At 70.1% G+C, this 15,217-nt stretch carries 12 protein-coding genes; 5 read left to right on the top strand and 7 right to left on the bottom strand.

All coding sequences use genetic code 11. From position 1 onward, the window contains the following. Nucleotides 1-11: 11 nt before the first annotated feature. Nucleotides 12-2,123 (top strand): alkaline phosphatase D family protein, encoded by a 2,112-nt coding sequence (locus OV427_RS46605; protein WP_267862708.1) that lies wholly within the window; start codon nucleotides 12-14, stop codon nucleotides 2,121-2,123. 97 nt (nucleotides 2,124-2,220) lie between these two features. Next, nucleotides 2,221-2,502 (top strand): hypothetical protein, encoded by a 282-nt coding sequence (locus tag OV427_RS46610; protein ID WP_267862709.1) that lies wholly within the window; start codon nucleotides 2,221-2,223, stop codon nucleotides 2,500-2,502. 89 nt (nucleotides 2,503-2,591) lie between these two features. On the opposite strand, the gene OV427_RS46615 is transcribed toward OV427_RS46610, so the two are convergent. Together OV427_RS46615 and OV427_RS46620 are read right to left on the bottom strand one after the other, a co-directional pair. Beyond that, entirely contained in the window at nucleotides 2,592-4,484 is a 1,893-nt protein-coding gene (locus OV427_RS46615; protein WP_267862710.1) for a methyl-accepting chemotaxis protein, read from the bottom strand. 22 nt (nucleotides 4,485-4,506) lie between these two features. Then, the gene (locus OV427_RS46620) at nucleotides 4,507-5,046 is read right to left on the bottom strand and encodes a PDC sensor domain-containing protein (protein WP_267862711.1); all 540 of its coding nucleotides are present in this window, start codon (nucleotides 5,044-5,046) and stop codon (nucleotides 4,507-4,509) included. A 171-nt stretch (nucleotides 5,047-5,217) separates the two neighbouring features. Here OV427_RS46620 and OV427_RS46625 point away from each other — a divergent pair, with 171 nt between their 5' ends. Then, the gene (locus OV427_RS46625; RefSeq protein ID WP_267862712.1) at nucleotides 5,218-6,453 is read left to right on the top strand and encodes an MFS transporter; all 1,236 of its coding nucleotides are present in this window, start codon (nucleotides 5,218-5,220) and stop codon (nucleotides 6,451-6,453) included. Nucleotides 6,454-6,456: 3 nt separating this feature from the next. Here the strand turns inward: OV427_RS46625 and OV427_RS46630 are convergent, their stop codons facing one another. Then, complete coding sequence (locus OV427_RS46630; RefSeq protein WP_267862713.1) at nucleotides 6,457-7,155, bottom strand: type 1 glutamine amidotransferase; 699 nt, start codon at nucleotides 7,153-7,155, stop codon at nucleotides 6,457-6,459. Nucleotides 7,156-7,412: 257 nt separating this feature from the next. On the opposite strand from OV427_RS46630, the gene OV427_RS46635 reads away from it, so the two are divergent. Then, nucleotides 7,413-7,796 carry a hypothetical protein gene (locus OV427_RS46635; protein ID WP_267862714.1) on the top strand — a complete coding sequence of 128 codons (384 nt, stop codon included), beginning with the start codon at nucleotides 7,413-7,415 and terminating at the stop codon, nucleotides 7,794-7,796. An 18-nt stretch (nucleotides 7,797-7,814) separates the two neighbouring features. Here OV427_RS46635 and OV427_RS46640 read toward each other — a convergent pair whose 3' ends face one another. The 4 genes from OV427_RS46640 to tesB form a co-directional block, all read right to left on the bottom strand. After that, a complete protein-coding gene (locus OV427_RS46640; protein ID WP_267862715.1) occupies nucleotides 7,815-9,845 on the bottom strand; it encodes a DUF1592 domain-containing protein in 2,031 nt (676 codons plus the stop codon). A 14-nt stretch (nucleotides 9,846-9,859) separates the two neighbouring features. Further along, nucleotides 9,860-11,254: a DUF1552 domain-containing protein gene (locus OV427_RS46645; protein ID WP_267862716.1), complete on the bottom strand. Its 1,395-nt coding sequence runs from the start codon at nucleotides 11,252-11,254 to the stop codon at nucleotides 9,860-9,862. A gap of 193 nt (nucleotides 11,255-11,447) precedes the next feature. Continuing rightward, entirely contained in the window at nucleotides 11,448-12,374 is a 927-nt protein-coding gene (locus OV427_RS46650; RefSeq protein ID WP_267862717.1) for a DUF1963 domain-containing protein, read from the bottom strand. 85 nt (nucleotides 12,375-12,459) lie between these two features. Continuing rightward, nucleotides 12,460-13,344 (bottom strand): acyl-CoA thioesterase II, encoded by an 885-nt coding sequence (tesB, locus tag OV427_RS46655; protein WP_267862718.1) that lies wholly within the window; start codon nucleotides 13,342-13,344, stop codon nucleotides 12,460-12,462. 171 nt (nucleotides 13,345-13,515) lie between these two features. On the opposite strand from tesB, the gene OV427_RS46660 reads away from it, so the two are divergent. Then, nucleotides 13,516-15,168: a M28 family metallopeptidase gene (locus OV427_RS46660; RefSeq protein ID WP_267862719.1), complete on the top strand. Its 1,653-nt coding sequence runs from the start codon at nucleotides 13,516-13,518 to the stop codon at nucleotides 15,166-15,168. The last annotated feature ends 49 nt before the right edge of the window (nucleotides 15,169-15,217 follow it).

Genomic DNA, 15,217 nt, shown 5'->3' on the forward strand with positions numbered 1-15,217 from the left:
GGAGCCACGCCATGCCGCGAGTCCTGGACCGCCGTACCGTCCTGAAGTGCCTGGCCGCCGTGGCCGCGAGCACGGCCTTCGGGTGCTCCGACGATGACGACGACGACCTCCCCATCATCGAGGATCGTACCTTCTACCCGCAGTCCGTCGCGTCCGGGGACCCGCGCCCCACCAGCGTGGTGCTCTGGACGCGAGGCATGGACCCCGGCAACGCCGACGCGGATGTGACACTCACCCTCCAGGTCGCCACGGATGAAGGCTTCACCCAGCGCGTCCTGGCGCTGACGGGCGTCACCGTCACGTCGGCGCATGACCACGTCGTCAAGGTGAAGGTGACGGGCCTGGTGCCGCGCACGACGTACTTCTACCGGTTCCTCCAGGAGAAGAACGACCGGCGCGTCGCCTCGCCCGTGGGCCGCACCCGCACCGCCCCGGACGCCGGCACGGACACACCGGTGCGCTTCGTGGTGGCCAACTGCCAGAACTACAACGGCCGCTACTACAACACCTGGCAGCGCCTGGTGCAGCTCGACGAGGACCTGGACTTCGTCGTCTTCCTCGGGGACTACGTCTACGAGACCACCCTGGAAGCGGCCCTGCCCGGGAGCACGCGCCAGGTGAGCTTCACCGAGCCGGACGGTGCCCTGCGGCTGGCCAGCTCCGCGGGCACGGTGCTCGCGGCCGCGTCGCTGTCCAACTACCGCGACCTCTACCGGACGTACCGCTCGGACCCGTTCCTCCAGCAGGTGCACGAGCGCTACCCCTTCATCGTCACCTGGGATGACCACGAGTTCTCCGACGACTCGTGGGACGCGCACGCCAACTACACCGACGGGCGCCAGGACGAGAGCGAGCCGGAGCGCCGCCGCAACGCGGAGCTGGCCTTCTTCGAGTACGTCCCGCTGGACCCCGATGATGCGCCCGAGGGCGCGGTGAACCTGGACGCGACGCAGCTCTACCCGGACTCGCACATCTGGCGCAGCTTCGACTTCGGAACAGCGCTGCGCCTCATCGTCACCGACTACCGCAGCCGGCGCCCGGACCACCTCGTCCCGGAGGACGCCTGGCCCGCTACGGTGGCAGTGGACGCGGCGACGCTGACGGCCCTGGGCGTGGCGGGGGCCTTCACGGCGGACACCTTCGCGTATGTGGACATCAACGCGCCGGAGTACGCGGAGGCGAAGGGCATCCTCCGGCTGGCGTACACGCAGCTCGCGGTGGCGGCGGGGCTGACGCAGTCGGAAGCGGAGGCCCGCGCGGCGGCCGTGGTGCAGGGCCCCGCGGCGCTCGCGTACGTCAACCCGGTGCTCGCCCAGGCGGGCCGGGCGCCCATCTCCCCCACGGACAAGCCCCGGGGCCTCGGCTTCGTCCATATCGGGAAGACGGACCTCTTCTCGCGGCTGGGTTCGCGCTACGTGGTGGTGAAGGACACCTACGACGTGTACGCGGCGGCGCGCGACATCGCCACGGGCGGCGAGGCGCAGAACGCCCTGGGCGCCGAGCAGTCCGCCTTCGTGCTGGACGCGGCGGCCGGCGCGCAGACGTGGAAGGTGCTGGTCAGCTCCGTGTCGCCCACCTCCATGGTGTGGGACTTGAGCAACAAGCCGGACGTGGAGCCCGCGACGGTGCGCAACCGCTACTACTTCGACGTGGACCAGTGGGACGGCTTCCCGCAGGAGCGGGCCCGGCTGTTGGGAGAGTTGCGCGGACGCACCTCGGACCGGACGGTCGTGGTGTCCGGGGACATCCACGCGGCCTTCGCCTCCGTGGAGGTGGGCGTGCCCGCCCTCACCGCACCGGCCATTTCCTCCGCGTCGGTGAAGGAGGAGGCCGGCGAACAGGTGGCGGCCGCGGGCTTCCCTCCTGGCTCCGCGGTGTACCGGTACGTCGTCACCGAGCAGGACGCCACCCTGCGCGAGGGCAACCCGAACATCGCCTTCGTGGACACCGACTCCCACGGCTTCACTGTGGTGGAGGTGCGCGCCGACGAGGTGCGGGCCGCCTACCACCTCATCCCCAGCGCCGAGGCGGGCACTTCCTACGCCGACCAACCAGAGGCCCTGGCCGCGCGCTTCACGCGGCGGGACTTCGTCGTGCGCGGAGGCACCATCTCCGTGGGCTGAATGCCAGCCCACGGGGTGCCCGGTACCCGGCTCTGACAATGAACGTGCTATCCTGGAAAAGCCTTACAGCTCTGAAAACGTCTTCCAGGAGGTACGCATGCAGGCGAAGCGCTTCATCGGAAGTGCACTGGTGCTCGCGGGACTGGTTGCCGGGTGCGGTGGTGCCGGAGCGGACATGCAGGAGGAGTCCACCCTCGAGTCGCGCGAGGACGCGCTCCCCACGTGTGGGGGCCGCAGTTACGCGCGGATCTTCTACAGCGAGCCGGAGATGATCAACGAGGTGGGCAGGTGGTACTGCGAGTGCACCAGCGACTATGTCTATATGTACGGCCGGGCCACGGCGTACTTCGAGTTCACGGACGTCTCCCAATGTTTCTGAGCGGAAGGGCGTGCGCGCCTTTTCCGTAGACGGAGGCCCGTCACCCCACGCGGCCCGCTTCGGTGCTCCGGCGGGCCGCGCTGTGTCCTTCAGACGCGATAGGTGCTGGCCACGACGTCCATGCGCTGCGCCACGTCGCGCAGCAATTCGGTGGCGCGCTGGGTGCTCTTCAGGCCCTGCATCGTCTCGTCCATCATCCGGGAGAGGTCCGTCACCGCGGTGAAGATCTGCGCGACGCCCGCGTTCTGCTGCGTGACGGCGGCGGCGATCTGCTGAGCGGCGTTCGCGTTGTCCTGGATGATGCTCGACAGCTCGCGAAGGCTGTCGCCGCTGGCGCGCACCTGGGACAGGCCCGACTCGGTGCGCCGCTGCCCTTCCTCGGACAGGCTCACCGTCGTCTGGATGCCCCGGCGGATGTCCTCGAGGATCTCCCGGACGCGGCCGGTGGAGTCGATGGACTGGTCCGCCAGGCTGCGAATCTCGCGCGCGACCACGCCAAAGCCCTTGCCATGCTCACCCGAGCGCACGGCTTCAATCGCCGCGTTGAGCGCCAGCATGTTGGACTGGTCCGCCAGGTCCTTCACCGTCTGGGTGATGCCGTCGATCTGCAGCGTGCGCTCGGCGAGCTCGGAGATACTCCCGGCCACGCGGCCCACCTGCTCGCGGAGTTGCTCGAAGCCCTGGAGGCTGGCGCTGACGGTGGCCTCACCCGCCTGCCCCACCTCGCGAGCGCGCGAGCTGGCACCGAGCACCGTCTGCGAGCGGTCCGCCGCCATCATCGACGTCTGCTTGATTTCCTGCGCCGTCACCTGCGTCTCCTGGAGCGCGGCGGCCTGTCGCGTCAGGTTGCGCTCCTGCTGGGAGGCGGCGCTGGTGAGCTCGGACACCGTCTCTCCCAGCACGCGCGTGCCCTGCTGCAGGCTGGCGGTGGACTCGCGCAGGTGGCTCATCATCTGCGAGAAGGCATTCGCCAGTTCGCCCACTTCGTCACGGCGCGCGGGCACCTCCACCTTCTGCGTCAGGTCTCCGTCCCGGACGATGCGGCCCACCACCTCGCTCAGCGTGGAGATGGGCCGCGTCATTCCCCGCGCCAGCAGCCACGCGGCCACGCCGGCGACGAGCAGCGCCCCCACCATGAAGGCCACTGCCACCGTGGCGGCGCGCTGGAGCGGCGCGTAGGCCTCGTCCGGGTCCACCGTGGCCACGAAGCACCAGCCGTCGCCCACGTCCTTCACCGTCTCCTGATTGATGGCCTCCTCGTGGACGACATCCGCGGGACGCGACACCCCCGCCTCGTGCGAGTCGTACAGCGTCGTCCCACTGGCGGAGAGCACCTCCAGCGCGAAGCTCTGATGCCCCCGACCCTGGGAGCGCTCCAGGGCGGAGGACACCACGGTGCCCATCTGGTCCCAGTCGAAGGCGGCCAGCAGCACGCCGATGTGCGCCCCGCTGATGGGGCTGAGCACCGGTACCGCGAGCGGCAGCACCCGGCGGCGGAACACGGGGTCCACCTCGGTGAGGGCGCGGGTGTCCAGCCGGCCCTCGCGTGCCGCGCGGAACCAGTCCGACGCGAGCACGTCCTGGGTGCGGCCGGCGAAGGCCTCGCGCAGCGCGGGCTCGCTGGCGGAGACGGCGCGGCCGTCCTCGGTGAAGAGCACCAGCCCGGAGAAGGACGGGTGGCGCTTGTGGAGCGCGGCGAGCACCGCGTCGCTCTTCTCGAAGGTGTCGAACAGCAGCGCGCCGCGGAGGATGGCGTCCTCCGACCAGCTCCGCGCGTTGGCCTCGCGCTCGGCGAGCGCCGCCTCGACCAGGTCGCGCAGGCCCTCGGCCTCCACCTTCAGCATGGCGTGAATCTGGTGCTGGAGGTTCTCCGTCGTGGAGAAGCGCAGGAAGAGGTTGACGGGCAGCAGGGCGCAGAGAATCAGCAGGGACACCGCCAGCGTGAGGCGGGTGCGCAGCTTCATTCCGTCCAGGAGTCTCATCGGGGAGTGCGGAGGCAAGGGTTCAGAGGTCCAGGAGTGAGAGGCCGACGGTGATTGCGCCGATGGTCCGCGCGCCGTCGCGCACCGGGAGGGAGACCTGGATGACGTAGGCCTGGGAGGATTCGTCGAAGAAGGGCTTCTCGCGCAGCGGCTGGCCCTTCGCGTAGGGCACCTGGAACTTGGCCTCGTCCCCCTGCCAGTAGTCGGACGTGCGCCGCGTGGAGCCCACCAGCGCGCCCTGCTCGTCCATGGCGAAGGCCTCGGCCACGATGACGCCCAGCCGCTCACGGTACCGGTTCAGGACGCGAGAGCACGCGGTGTCCAGCACCCGCTGCTTGAAGGGAGTGAGCATGGGGCTGGCGCGCCACGTCTCGTCCTGCTCGCGGATGGTGGCCAGCGGGACGTGCCGCGCATTCTGGGCGAGCACGGCCTGGATGAGCTCGGGGTCCGCCGCCATCCGCCTCAGCGTCGGCATCACCCCGTCCACCTTCTGGAGCTGCGTCGCCCCATCCGCCGGGAGTTGCGCCAGCATCAACACCGCCAGACTGCTCAACCAGGCCATCCGTACTCCGCGTTCCCCCGGGTGCCAGCGCGACCGGGGCGGGGCCCCACCATGTCCCCACCTGAATGATACGGATTGTTGCACAGCCGACGTTGGAGGTTCGAAGGCGGCGGGGCGGCCTTGCCCTCCCCCACCTGTTCTGGATGGGCGCGAGTGGTGAATGATGGGCGCATGACTGCCACCTCCGTCCCGGTCGACCTCCAGCGGGCCGCCCGCCTGGCCATCGTCGTCGCCGCGCTGGGCTACTTCGTCGACATCTACGACATGGTCATCTTCAGCGTGGTCCGCGCGCAGAGCCTGGAGGCCATCGGCGTGCCGGCGGCCGAGCGGATGAGCGCGGGCGTCCGCCTGCTCAACATGCAGATGCTGGGCATGCTGGCTGGAGGCATCCTCTGGGGCGTGCTGGGAGACAAGCGCGGGCGGCTGTCCGTGCTGTTCGGCTCCATCTTCCTCTACTCGGCCGCCAACTTCGCCAACGGCTTCGTGCAGACGATGGAGCAATACGCGCTGCTGCGCGTGCTGGCGGGCATCGGCCTGGCCGGCGAGCTGGGGGCCGGCATTACCCTGGTCAGCGAGTTGATGTCCAAGGAGCACCGCGGATACGGCACGACGCTGGTGGCCACCAACGGGGTGATGGGGGCCATTGCCGCCGCCCTGGTGGGCAGCCGGCTGGACTGGCGCTCGGCGTACATGGTTGGCGGTGGCCTGGGCTTCGCGCTGCTGTGCCTGCGGATGACCGTGCACGAGCCCCGCCTGTTCACCGCGCTGAAGGACCAGGCGGTGCAGCGGGGCAACTTCCTTCGGCTGCTGAAGCCGGGCCCGTCCGCGCGGCGCTACCTGTCGGTGGTGCTGGTGGGCGTGCCCATCTGGTTCGTGATTGGCGTGCTCATCACCTTCGCGCCCGAGTTCGGCAAGGCACTGGGGATGAAGGAAATCCCGCTGGCGGCGCACGCGGTGCTGATTGGCAACGTGGGCACGGTGCTGGGAGACCTGGCCAGCGGCCTGTTCAGCCAGTTCACCCGGAGCCGCAAGCGCAGCGTGGCGCTGTTCCTGGGGCTGGGGGCCCTGGCCACCGTGGCGCTCTTCACGGTGGGGAGCACGTCGCTGTGGGCCTTCTATGCGTGCTGCGGAGCGCTGGGGTTCTCCGCCGGGTACATGGCGGTGCTCGTCACCATCGCCGCGGAGCAGTTCGGCACCAACCTGCGCGCCACGGCGGCCACCACGGTGCCCAACTTCATCCGGGGCTCCACGGTGCTGCTCACCTCGGGGTTGCAGCTCGCCACGCCGTCGCTCGGGCTGAAGGGCGCGGCGCTGGTGGTGGGTGGCGCCGCGCTGGTGGCCGCCTTCGCGGCCCTGCGCGGCATCGATGAGACGTTCGGCCGCGATCTGGACTTCGTGGAGGAGTGAGCGTCAGCGCCCGGCCGCCTCCGCGAAGTGCCGTGCGAGGCGCTGGAGCAGCTCGGTGTTCTCCGCCTCGGCAGCCTTGAGCTTGGGGAGCTGGGACTTCAACTCCTGGAGGTCCTTGCCACGCCGCTGGAGGTCCTCCGCCTCGATGTCGTACCAGCGCCCCAGCTCCGCGGCGGTCAGCTCCAGGTGGAACTGGAAGCCGTAGGACGTGCCGAACCGGAAGGCCTGCTGCGCGTAGCGGTCCGTGGAGGCCAGCAGCGTGGCTCCGGGCACCGGCTTGAAGGTGTCCCCGTGCCAGTGCGCCACCACCGTCTTGGGGCGCACGCCGGCAATCACCGGGTCCTTCAGCCCGTCCTGTGTCCAGCGGACGGGGGCGGCGCCCACCTCGAAGCCATTCTTGCCGGCGAAGACCTCGGCCCCCGCTGCGGACGCGAGGAGCTGCGCGCCCAGGCAGACACCCAGGCACGGGCGCTCGTTGGCGAGCCGCTCGGTGAGCAGCGCCAGCTCGTCGTGGAGGAAGGGGTGCTGGTCCGCCTCGTACACGCCCATGGGGCCGCCCATCACTACCACGAGGTCCGCGTCCACGTCCTCGCGGCGCACCGCGCGGAACCGATTCACGAGCGTGAAGCCCACCTCCGCCAGCACCGGCCCCAGCAGGCCGACTCCCTCATGCTCCTCGTGCTGGAACACCACCGCGCGCATCGTCGTGACCTCCGTCCGGGAATCGCGCGCGAGCCTAGCGGGATTCCTCGCGGAAGTGCGCCGTGGCATCCGCCATGCGTCACTCGCACCGTCCCCGAGGGCTTCGCGCAGCGGAGGCACTGCCGGGTCTGACGCAGCCGTCAGGGGCCCCGGAATTCACGCGGCGGGCCCTCGGAAATCCACGGCACTTCCAGGCACGACACGCACGCGTCCCGAGGCGCGCCGTCGGGAATGCTTCCTGCACAGTCACGCGTGACATGACTTCACGAAGCCTGATGCTGCTCCCGTTGTTGCTGCTGTCCGCCTGTGCCGCGGAGGACGACACGACCTGCGACAACGCCATCTGTCCGGCAATCTATTACCCGCCTGTGTCGCTCACCGTGACGTCACCGGCGGGCCGGGCCCTGACCGACGTCACCGTGACGGGAGCACAGAGCCAGTGCTCCCGAGTGGGGGACACCACCATCCTGTGCACCATCGGCTCGGGAGCAGGCGAGTACGTCCTCGACATCCAGGCGGAGGGCTTCCACCCGGTCCACCTGGAGGCGACGGCGGCCGCGCGTCCTCGGACCGAGTGTGACTGCTGTTCACCGGAATACGTGCCGCAGACCCTGGGGCTGAGGCTCGAGCCCGCGACCTGAGCGGACCCGAGCCTGGATTCACGGCTCCGCCGGCACGGGACAACGGTTGCGGAAGCTCTCGCTCATCGCGACGGCCACGAGCAGCTCCGGCAGCCGGTGTCCTCCCTGGGCGAAGCGCTCGTCCACGCTGCGCACCACGGGCCAGTCCGCGTCCGTCAGCTCGCGACCGAGCCCGTAGGCCAGGGCCTTGCGGCTCATGCACTTCGCGAACTCGGGGTCCTGCTTGAGGAGGGTGGCGAGCTGCCTCGGCCCCTGGAAGGCAACGCCCTGGAAATTGCCCGCCGCGTCCACCGGTGAGCCGTTGTCCACCTCGCGCCAGGCCCCGGCGGCGTCGTAGTTCTCCAGCCCGAAGCCGATGGGGTCCATCAGGTTGTGGCACCCCGCGCACGAGGGATTCGCGCGGTGCGCTTCCGTGATCTGCCGCAGCGTGGCCCCGGGAGGCAGCGTCGTGGGCAGGGCCTCCACGCCTGGAGGCGGCGGTGGCGGCTCCATGCACAACAGCCGCCCCAACACCCACCTCCCCCGGCGCACCGGTGAGGTCCGCGTGGCGAGCGACGACTGCGCCAGCAACCCCGCCTGTGCGAGCAGCCCTCCGCGCCGCCCGTTGGCAACGGCCACCCGCGAGGCCGACGCCGAGCCCGGCCGGGGCAGCCCGTAGTAGTCCGCGAGCCTGTCGTTCACGAAGGTGAAGTCCGCGTCCAGCAGGTCCAGCGCGCTGCGGTCCTCGCGGAGGAAGGTGCGGAAGAAGCTCTCGCCCTCCTCGCGCATCGCCTGCTTCAGCGCGGTATTCACATTGGGAAAGAGCGCCGGGTCCGGGCTGATGCCGTCCACCTGCCGCAGCCCCAGCCACTGTCCCGCGAAGTTCTGCACCAGCGCCTCGGAGCGCGAGTCCTTCAGCATGCGCCGCACCTGCGCCTCCAACACCACCGGGTCCTTCAGCCGGTCCCCGTCCGCCAGCTCGGCCAGCTCCGCGTCGGGCTGGCTGCTCCAGAGGAAGTACGACAGGCGCGAGGCCAGCTCTCGGCTGCTCAGCTCGCGCCTGCCGGAGTCCGGTGCCGGCGTCTCCACCACCTGGAAGAGGAAGTGCGGTGACAGCAGCACGCCCCGGAGCGCGAACTTCGTCGCCAGCTCGAAGCCATCTCCCGAGGTGCGCACGAGCGAGTACACGCCCATCAACTCCGCCACTTCTGCTTCCGTCGCGGGACGACGCCATGCGCGGCGCGCGAGCCGCTCCACCATCTGCCGCGCGCACGGCTGCTCGCCCACCTGGACCGGCTCACACACGCGCAGGGCCGGCTCGGCCGTGCCACCCGTCGGGGCCGGCGCCGTCACCTCCAGCCAGTCCACCAGCAGGTTGCGATCCGTGGACGTGTTCGGGTCATACGTGTCGTTGGTGAAGCGCACGGCGAAGCGCTTCTGCCCGGGCGCCGTCACCTTCACCTGCCGCGTATAGAGCGTAGGCGTGGTGGCGGGCACGTCGAGCGACGCCACCACCGTGCCGTCCAGCAGCCACTCCATCTTCACCGGGTCCGGCGGCGCCTGCGTGCCCCACGCGCGCACGGACAGTTGGTAGTCCCCTGCCCTCGCGAAGTTGAAGGTGGCCGTCAGGTCGCCGTTGGACCAGAGGTTCCACGCGGTGCCGTTCACCTCGGCCGCGCCCGTGGTGGCGCTGGCGGCCTCCGCTTCGATGCGCACCGCGGCGCCCGACGTGCTCGCGGCCACGTCGCGCGCCCACGCCTGGTCGATGAGGCGGCCCGCGGTGGCTTCGTACGCCTCCACCAGCGCGGGCGACACGCTGAGCAGGCTCGCCTCGTTGTCGAAGCCCGTGCCGGTGGGGTCCGCCGGGAAGGTGGACGCGGGGCGGCCCGTCTCGCCGAGCAGATCCCTCACGGTGTTGTCGTACTCAGCGCGGTTGAGACGGCGCAGGGCATGAGCCCCGTCCGAACAGTCGAGCGCGGCGGGCTCCTCCGTCGGGGGCCCGGCGGGCTTCTCGCCTGAGCAGGAGATCAGCAGCAGCGGCAGTCCGAACAGAATCGTGGATGAGCGCATGGTTCCCCTCCCCCTCACGCCAGTCCGGACAGCGGCCCCTGCGCGAGCGGACCGAAGCCGCCGCGCGGAATGCCGAAGGCCTGGAGGATGGACAGCAGGACGTCGCCACAGCGCTTGTCCTGCGCGCGCACGTGACGCCCGGTGCGGAAGGCGCCACCCGCGCGGCCCGCGAGGATGACGGGCATGTCGTAGTGGTTGTGCCAGTCGCTGTTGGAGATGTCGCTCGAGTAGTAGACCGCCACGTTGTCCAGCAGCGTGCCGTCCCCCTCGCGCACTGCCTTCAGCCGCTGCACGAGGCGCGCGAGCCTCGCCACCTGCCATCGGTCTATCTCCACCTTGGCGGCCTTCTTCACCGGGTCATTGCCATGGTGCGACGCGTCTCCGTGGTGCGAGAAGGCCCGGCCATTCACGGTGAAGGTCATCGGGCTCACGCACATGCCGAGCATCAGCGTGGCCACGCGCGTGGCATCGCACTCGAAGGACTTCACGATGAGGTCGCACATCAGGTCCGCGTACGCGGTGCGGTCCATGGGGATGCCCACTGGCTGCGCCCCGGGGCTGCACGCGGGCGCCGGATTGCCCTGCTCCGCCTTCTGGATGGACTGCTCAATCGCGCGGATGCCGGACAGGTACTCGTCCAGGCGGAGCTGATCCGCCTGGCCGAGCTTCCCCTGCAGCGACTTCGCCTGGGACGTCACGCGATCCAACACGCTGCGGCGGTACGTCCAGATGCGCCGCTCGGCGTCCGTGGGCCCCGTCGACGTCAGCGAGCCGAAGAGCCGGGTGAAGAGCACGCGCGGGTTGTAGACGTTGGGCAGGCGCTGGCCCCGGGCGAAGGAGACCATGCACTGCTCGCCGCCACTGCAATGGTCCTGCGTGTCGTCGTAGGACGACGTCTTCGGGTCGATGTACCCGTCACCATTCGCATCCTGGTAGCCCGGGTTGTAGTAGCCGTTGTTCTCCACGCTCAGCGTGAGCGACGGCACGCGCACCTGCGAGGCGGTGGCGCTGGCAATCACCTGGTCGATGGAGTCCGTGGCGCCCGCGGTGATGTGCTCGCTGGCGGTGAGCATCATCCAGAAGCCGCCCTCGTGCGTCTTTTCAAAGTAGTCCCACGCGCCGAGCCGCAGCCCGCTCAGCACCAGCACGTCGCCCTTCACCGTCTCCAGCGGGGAGAGGCTCGCGGGCAGCGCGTAGCCCGAGCCCTCCGCCGTAGGGAACCACTGATCCGGGATGACGCCCGCGGAGTGGAACATGCCCACGAAGCGCAGCGGGGGTTTGCCACCGGCGGCCTGCGCGCGCGCCACCGACGGCGCCATGGCCTCCAGCCACGGAAGCGCGAGCACGGCGCCCGCGGCGCCTCGCAGCACGCTCCGGCGGGAGAGCTCCCAGGATTTCGTTTTCGACACGCATTGCCTCGGGGGTGTGAGCCGACGACGCAGTGAGCAATGCGGGTGCCACGTCCGGAAAACCCCAAGAGTCCCAGAGAGTTGCAGCCTCTGTGGATTATCGGGTGTGGGTGGGTAGAGTCGACCCCACAGTCCGGTGTGGGGTGTCGACCCCGGGCGAGGAGGCGTGCGACGCCTCAGGGCCTACACGGCCTCACGCCGTCTGCCAGAACAGGGAGAACGCGTCGGGCGCGTGGCGTGCGGAGCAGGCGAAGACGTAGGCGCGGCCGGCGCCTCCGAGGTTGAGGTCGTCCTCGAACTCGGCGAACTGGAGCACCAGCTCACGCGGCGCTCCGCAGGAGCACGGGCCCGGGGTGGCCTCGCCCTGCACCCAGTCCGCGAAGCCGCCCACCTGGATGTCGAGCCAGCCGGACATGGCGGCATACAGGCTGTACTGCTCGGGCGTCGCGACACCGGCGGGCATCCGCACCGAGGGGCGCGACTCCCACGACTCCACCACGTGCGACTGCGCGAGCCGTGGACCCGTGGGCTCCACGGTGACGCCCAGCGGGCCGTCGGGCCGCGTCTGCACGAAGCAGCGCTCCGCACCCAGGTCCACGTCGTGGCAGGGACAGATGGCGCCCTCCATCGCATTCACGTCCACGCGCTGGCAGAGGAATACGTAGAGGAGCCCCTCCTGAGGGAAGCGCAGCGGCCGCTCGGGCCCCACCGCGACCTGCATGACGAAGGTGAGCGGCTGGCCACAGTGCCGGCAGCGCGGCCACTCCACGGGGGCGAGGAAGGCGGGCGGGCCTCCCAACCGCTCCAGCGTGTCGACGTGCGCGGGCGACGCCTCCAGCTTCGGCACCCACGCGTGGGCCACACCGTCGTCGCCAAAGGCCCGGCGCAGGTTCTCCTCGGTGAGCGCCTCCTCGGGCACGGGGGTGACGGTGCCGACGATGGGACGGCCCTCCTTGCGAGGCGCGCTCCGGAACCGCTCCACCATGAAGACGGCCACCGGGACGAGCAGACCCAGCAACAGATAGGGCATGGCCCGCTCGAGGGGGAGCAGCGTGACGAGCGCGGTGGAGGCCGCCGTCCACACGCCGAGGGCAATGAGCGTGACCCGAAGGTTCTTCACTGCGCGCATCGTGCCATGCCCCCAGGACACGCCGCCCGGTGATTTCGCGGGCTGCCCGTCAGCGCACGTTGTCGAGGCCGCGCCCTCAACCTCCGCGCTTCTTTCCGTCCTTCTCGACGATGCGCAGCAGTCCCTCTTGCGCCGCCGAGGCCACCAGTCGCCCGTCGCGGGTGAAGATGTTCCCTCGAGACAGGCCGCGCGCGTTGCCGGCCCAGGGGCTGTCCATGGAGTACAGCAGCCAGTCATTCACCTTCAGGTCCCCATGGAACCAGAGGGCGTGGTCCAGGCTGGCGCCCTGCATGTGCGGCTGGAAGAAGCTCGTGGCGTGCGGCAGCAGTGCGGTGCTGATGAGGTTGAAGTCGGACGCGTAGGCCATCACGTACCGGTGCACCTGCGGGTCATCCGGCAGGTCGCCGTCCGCGCGGAACCAGACGTGCTTGATGGGCTCGCGCTTGTCGGGATGGAACGGGTCCACGTACGCCACCGGGCGGATTTCAATCGGCTTGTCGCAGAGGAACTTCTCGCGCAGCCGCTCGGGGATGAGGTGGGCCTGTCGTCGCAGCAGTTCCAGATCCGTGGGCAGCTCTTCGGGCCCGGGCACCTGGGGCATGGCGGCCTGGTGCGAGAAGCCCGGCTCGTCGCCATGGAAGGACGCCATCAGCGTGAAGATGGGCTGGCCCTTCTGGATGGCGACGATGCGGCGGGTGGTGAAGCTGCCGCCGTCGCGCACGCGGTCCACCGTGTAGACCACGGGCAGGCTCGCGTCTCCGGCGCGCAGGAAGTAGCCGTGCAGCGAGTGCACGTGGCGCTCCGGCGTCACCGTCTGGCTGGCCGCCGACAGCGCCTGCCCCAGCACCTGGCCACCGAAGAGGTTGCGGAAGCCCAGGTCCTGGCTCCGGCCGCGGAAGAGGTTCTCCTCGATGGGCTCCAGCTTGAGGAGCTCCAGCAACTCATCCAGCACTCGGCTCATGGTCTCCCCTCCTAGTCGACCTCGGGTATCGATGTCTCGGGCGGCGGTGCCAGCCCTTCGTCGAGAATCGGACCCGGACCGGGGAGCCCGTCACAGCGGAATGCGGCGCGGTTTTCTATGTTCCCGCCGCGCGGCCACCGTCCCCGGCCCTACCCAAGCGAGCCCCACCTCATGCTCCGTCCCCCGCTCCTGCCCGTGCTTGCCCTCCTCGCCGCACCGGCCGTCCATGCCGGCGAACCCCCGGCGACAGCGAAGTCCGCGCCGGCCACTGCCCTCTCCCCCGAGGCGGAGCGCTGGTGGGGCCACGTCCGCTTCCTCGCCAGCGACGCCATGCAGGGCCGGGACACCGGCAGCGAGGAGTACCGCAAGGCCGCCGCGTACGTCTCCGAGCAGCTCGCCACCTTCGGGGTGAAGCCCGCGGCCGGCGACTCGTACCTCCAGCAGATGGAGCTGGTGTCGCGCACCCTGGTGGAGGCGCACTCGCGCCTGGCCCTCGTGCGCAACGGCAAGGAGACGCCCCTCGTGCTGGGCAAGGACGCCATCATCTCCTCGCGCTCGGGAGAGACGGGCACCGTGGACGCCCCGCTGGTGTTCGTGGGCTACGGCCTGTCCGTCCCCGAGGCGGGCCATGACGACTTCGCGGGCCTGGACCTCCAGGGCAAGGTCGCCGTCTTCCTCCGAGGCGGCCCGTCCGGCATCGCCGGCCCGGTTCGCGCCCACCATGCCTCCAGCGCCGAGCGCACGAAGGCGCTGATGAAGGCAGGCGCTGTGGGCGTCATCACCCTCCAGAATCCCAAGCACCTGGAGGTGCCCTGGTCTCGTGTCGCCGGGGCTCGCAAGAAGCCGTCGATGCAGTTCGCGGACCCGTCCCTCAACGAGGACCAGGGGATGAAGATTGCCGTCACCTTCAACGCCGAGCGCACCGAGCAGCTCTTCGCTGGCAGCCCGCACCGCTACAAGGACATCCTCGCGCTCGCGGACGCGGACAAGCCGCTGCCCCGGTTCGATCTGCCCGTGCGCCTCAAGGCCCGCGCCGAGTTCGTCAACGCGCCGGTGAAGTCCGCCAACGTGGTGGGCGTGCTGCCCGGAAGCGACCCGGTGCTGGCGAAGGAGTACGTCGTCCTCTCCGCGCACCTGGACCACGTGGGCGTGGGCGAGCCCGTGAAGGGCGACGGCATCTACAACGGCGCCATGGACAACGCGACGGGCGTGGCCGCGGTGCTGGAGGTGGCGCGGGCGATCCAGGCCGCGAAGCCGAAGCGCTCGGTGCTGTTCGCGCTGGTGACGGGCGAGGAGAAGGGACTGCTCGGCTCGAAGTACCTCGCCGCCCGGCCGCCCGTGCCCACCGAGAGCATGGTGGCCGACTTCAACCTGGACATGTTCCTGCCCCTCTTCCCGCTGACGCGGCTGATGGGCCTGGGCCAGGAGGAGTCCACGCTCGGCACGGCGCTACAGCAGGTGGCCGCGGCCCACGAGGTGAAACTCGTCGGGGACCCTGATCCCAATCAGATGCGCTTCATCCGCAGCGACCAGTACTCCTTCATCCTCGAGGGCGTGCCCGCGCTTGCCTTCAAGTTCGGCTTCGACAAGGGCTCGCCGGAGGAGAAGGCTTTCAAGACCTGGTACACGGACCGCTACCACGCACCGTCGGATGACCTGGCCCAGCCCATGGACAAGGAAGGCGCGGCGAGGTTCGTCCAACTGCTCGCGGGGCTGACCCGTACCGTGGCAGACGCTCCCGAGCGCCCGCACTGGAATACGAACAGCTTCTTCCGCCGCTTCGACACCACCGGCAGCCGCGGGGGGGCGGCCCTGACACCGTAGGCCCCACCTTCCGCCTCCGCGCCTGAAACACTGACGCAACGAGCCATCC

It is taken from the genome of Pyxidicoccus sp. MSG2 (genome assembly GCF_026626705.1).
Classification (GTDB): domain Bacteria; phylum Myxococcota; class Myxococcia; order Myxococcales; family Myxococcaceae; genus Myxococcus.

What these genes read in the sequence shown, in the direction of transcription:
- OV427_RS46605 (WP_267862708.1), top strand. Translation starts at nt 12, where the DNA reads ATGCCGCGAGTCCTGGACCGCCGTACCGTCCTGAAGTGCCTGGCCGCC.
- OV427_RS46610 (WP_267862709.1), top strand. Translation starts at nt 2,221, where the DNA reads ATGCAGGCGAAGCGCTTCATCGGAAGTGCACTGGTGCTCGCGGGACTG.
- OV427_RS46615 (WP_267862710.1), bottom strand. Translation starts at nt 4,484, where the DNA reads ATGAGACTCCTGGACGGAATGAAGCTGCGCACCCGCCTCACGCTGGCG.
- OV427_RS46620 (WP_267862711.1), bottom strand. Translation starts at nt 5,046, where the DNA reads ATGGCCTGGTTGAGCAGTCTGGCGGTGTTGATGCTGGCGCAACTCCCG.
- OV427_RS46625 (WP_267862712.1), top strand. Translation starts at nt 5,218, where the DNA reads ATGACTGCCACCTCCGTCCCGGTCGACCTCCAGCGGGCCGCCCGCCTG.
- OV427_RS46630 (WP_267862713.1), bottom strand. Translation starts at nt 7,155, where the DNA reads ATGCGCGCGGTGGTGTTCCAGCACGAGGAGCATGAGGGAGTCGGCCTG.
- OV427_RS46635 (WP_267862714.1), top strand. Translation starts at nt 7,413, where the DNA reads ATGACTTCACGAAGCCTGATGCTGCTCCCGTTGTTGCTGCTGTCCGCC.
- OV427_RS46640 (WP_267862715.1), bottom strand. Translation starts at nt 9,845, where the DNA reads ATGCGCTCATCCACGATTCTGTTCGGACTGCCGCTGCTGCTGATCTCC.
- tesB (WP_267862718.1), bottom strand. Translation starts at nt 13,344, where the DNA reads ATGAGCCGAGTGCTGGATGAGTTGCTGGAGCTCCTCAAGCTGGAGCCC.
- OV427_RS46660 (WP_267862719.1), top strand. Translation starts at nt 13,516, where the DNA reads ATGCTCCGTCCCCCGCTCCTGCCCGTGCTTGCCCTCCTCGCCGCACCG.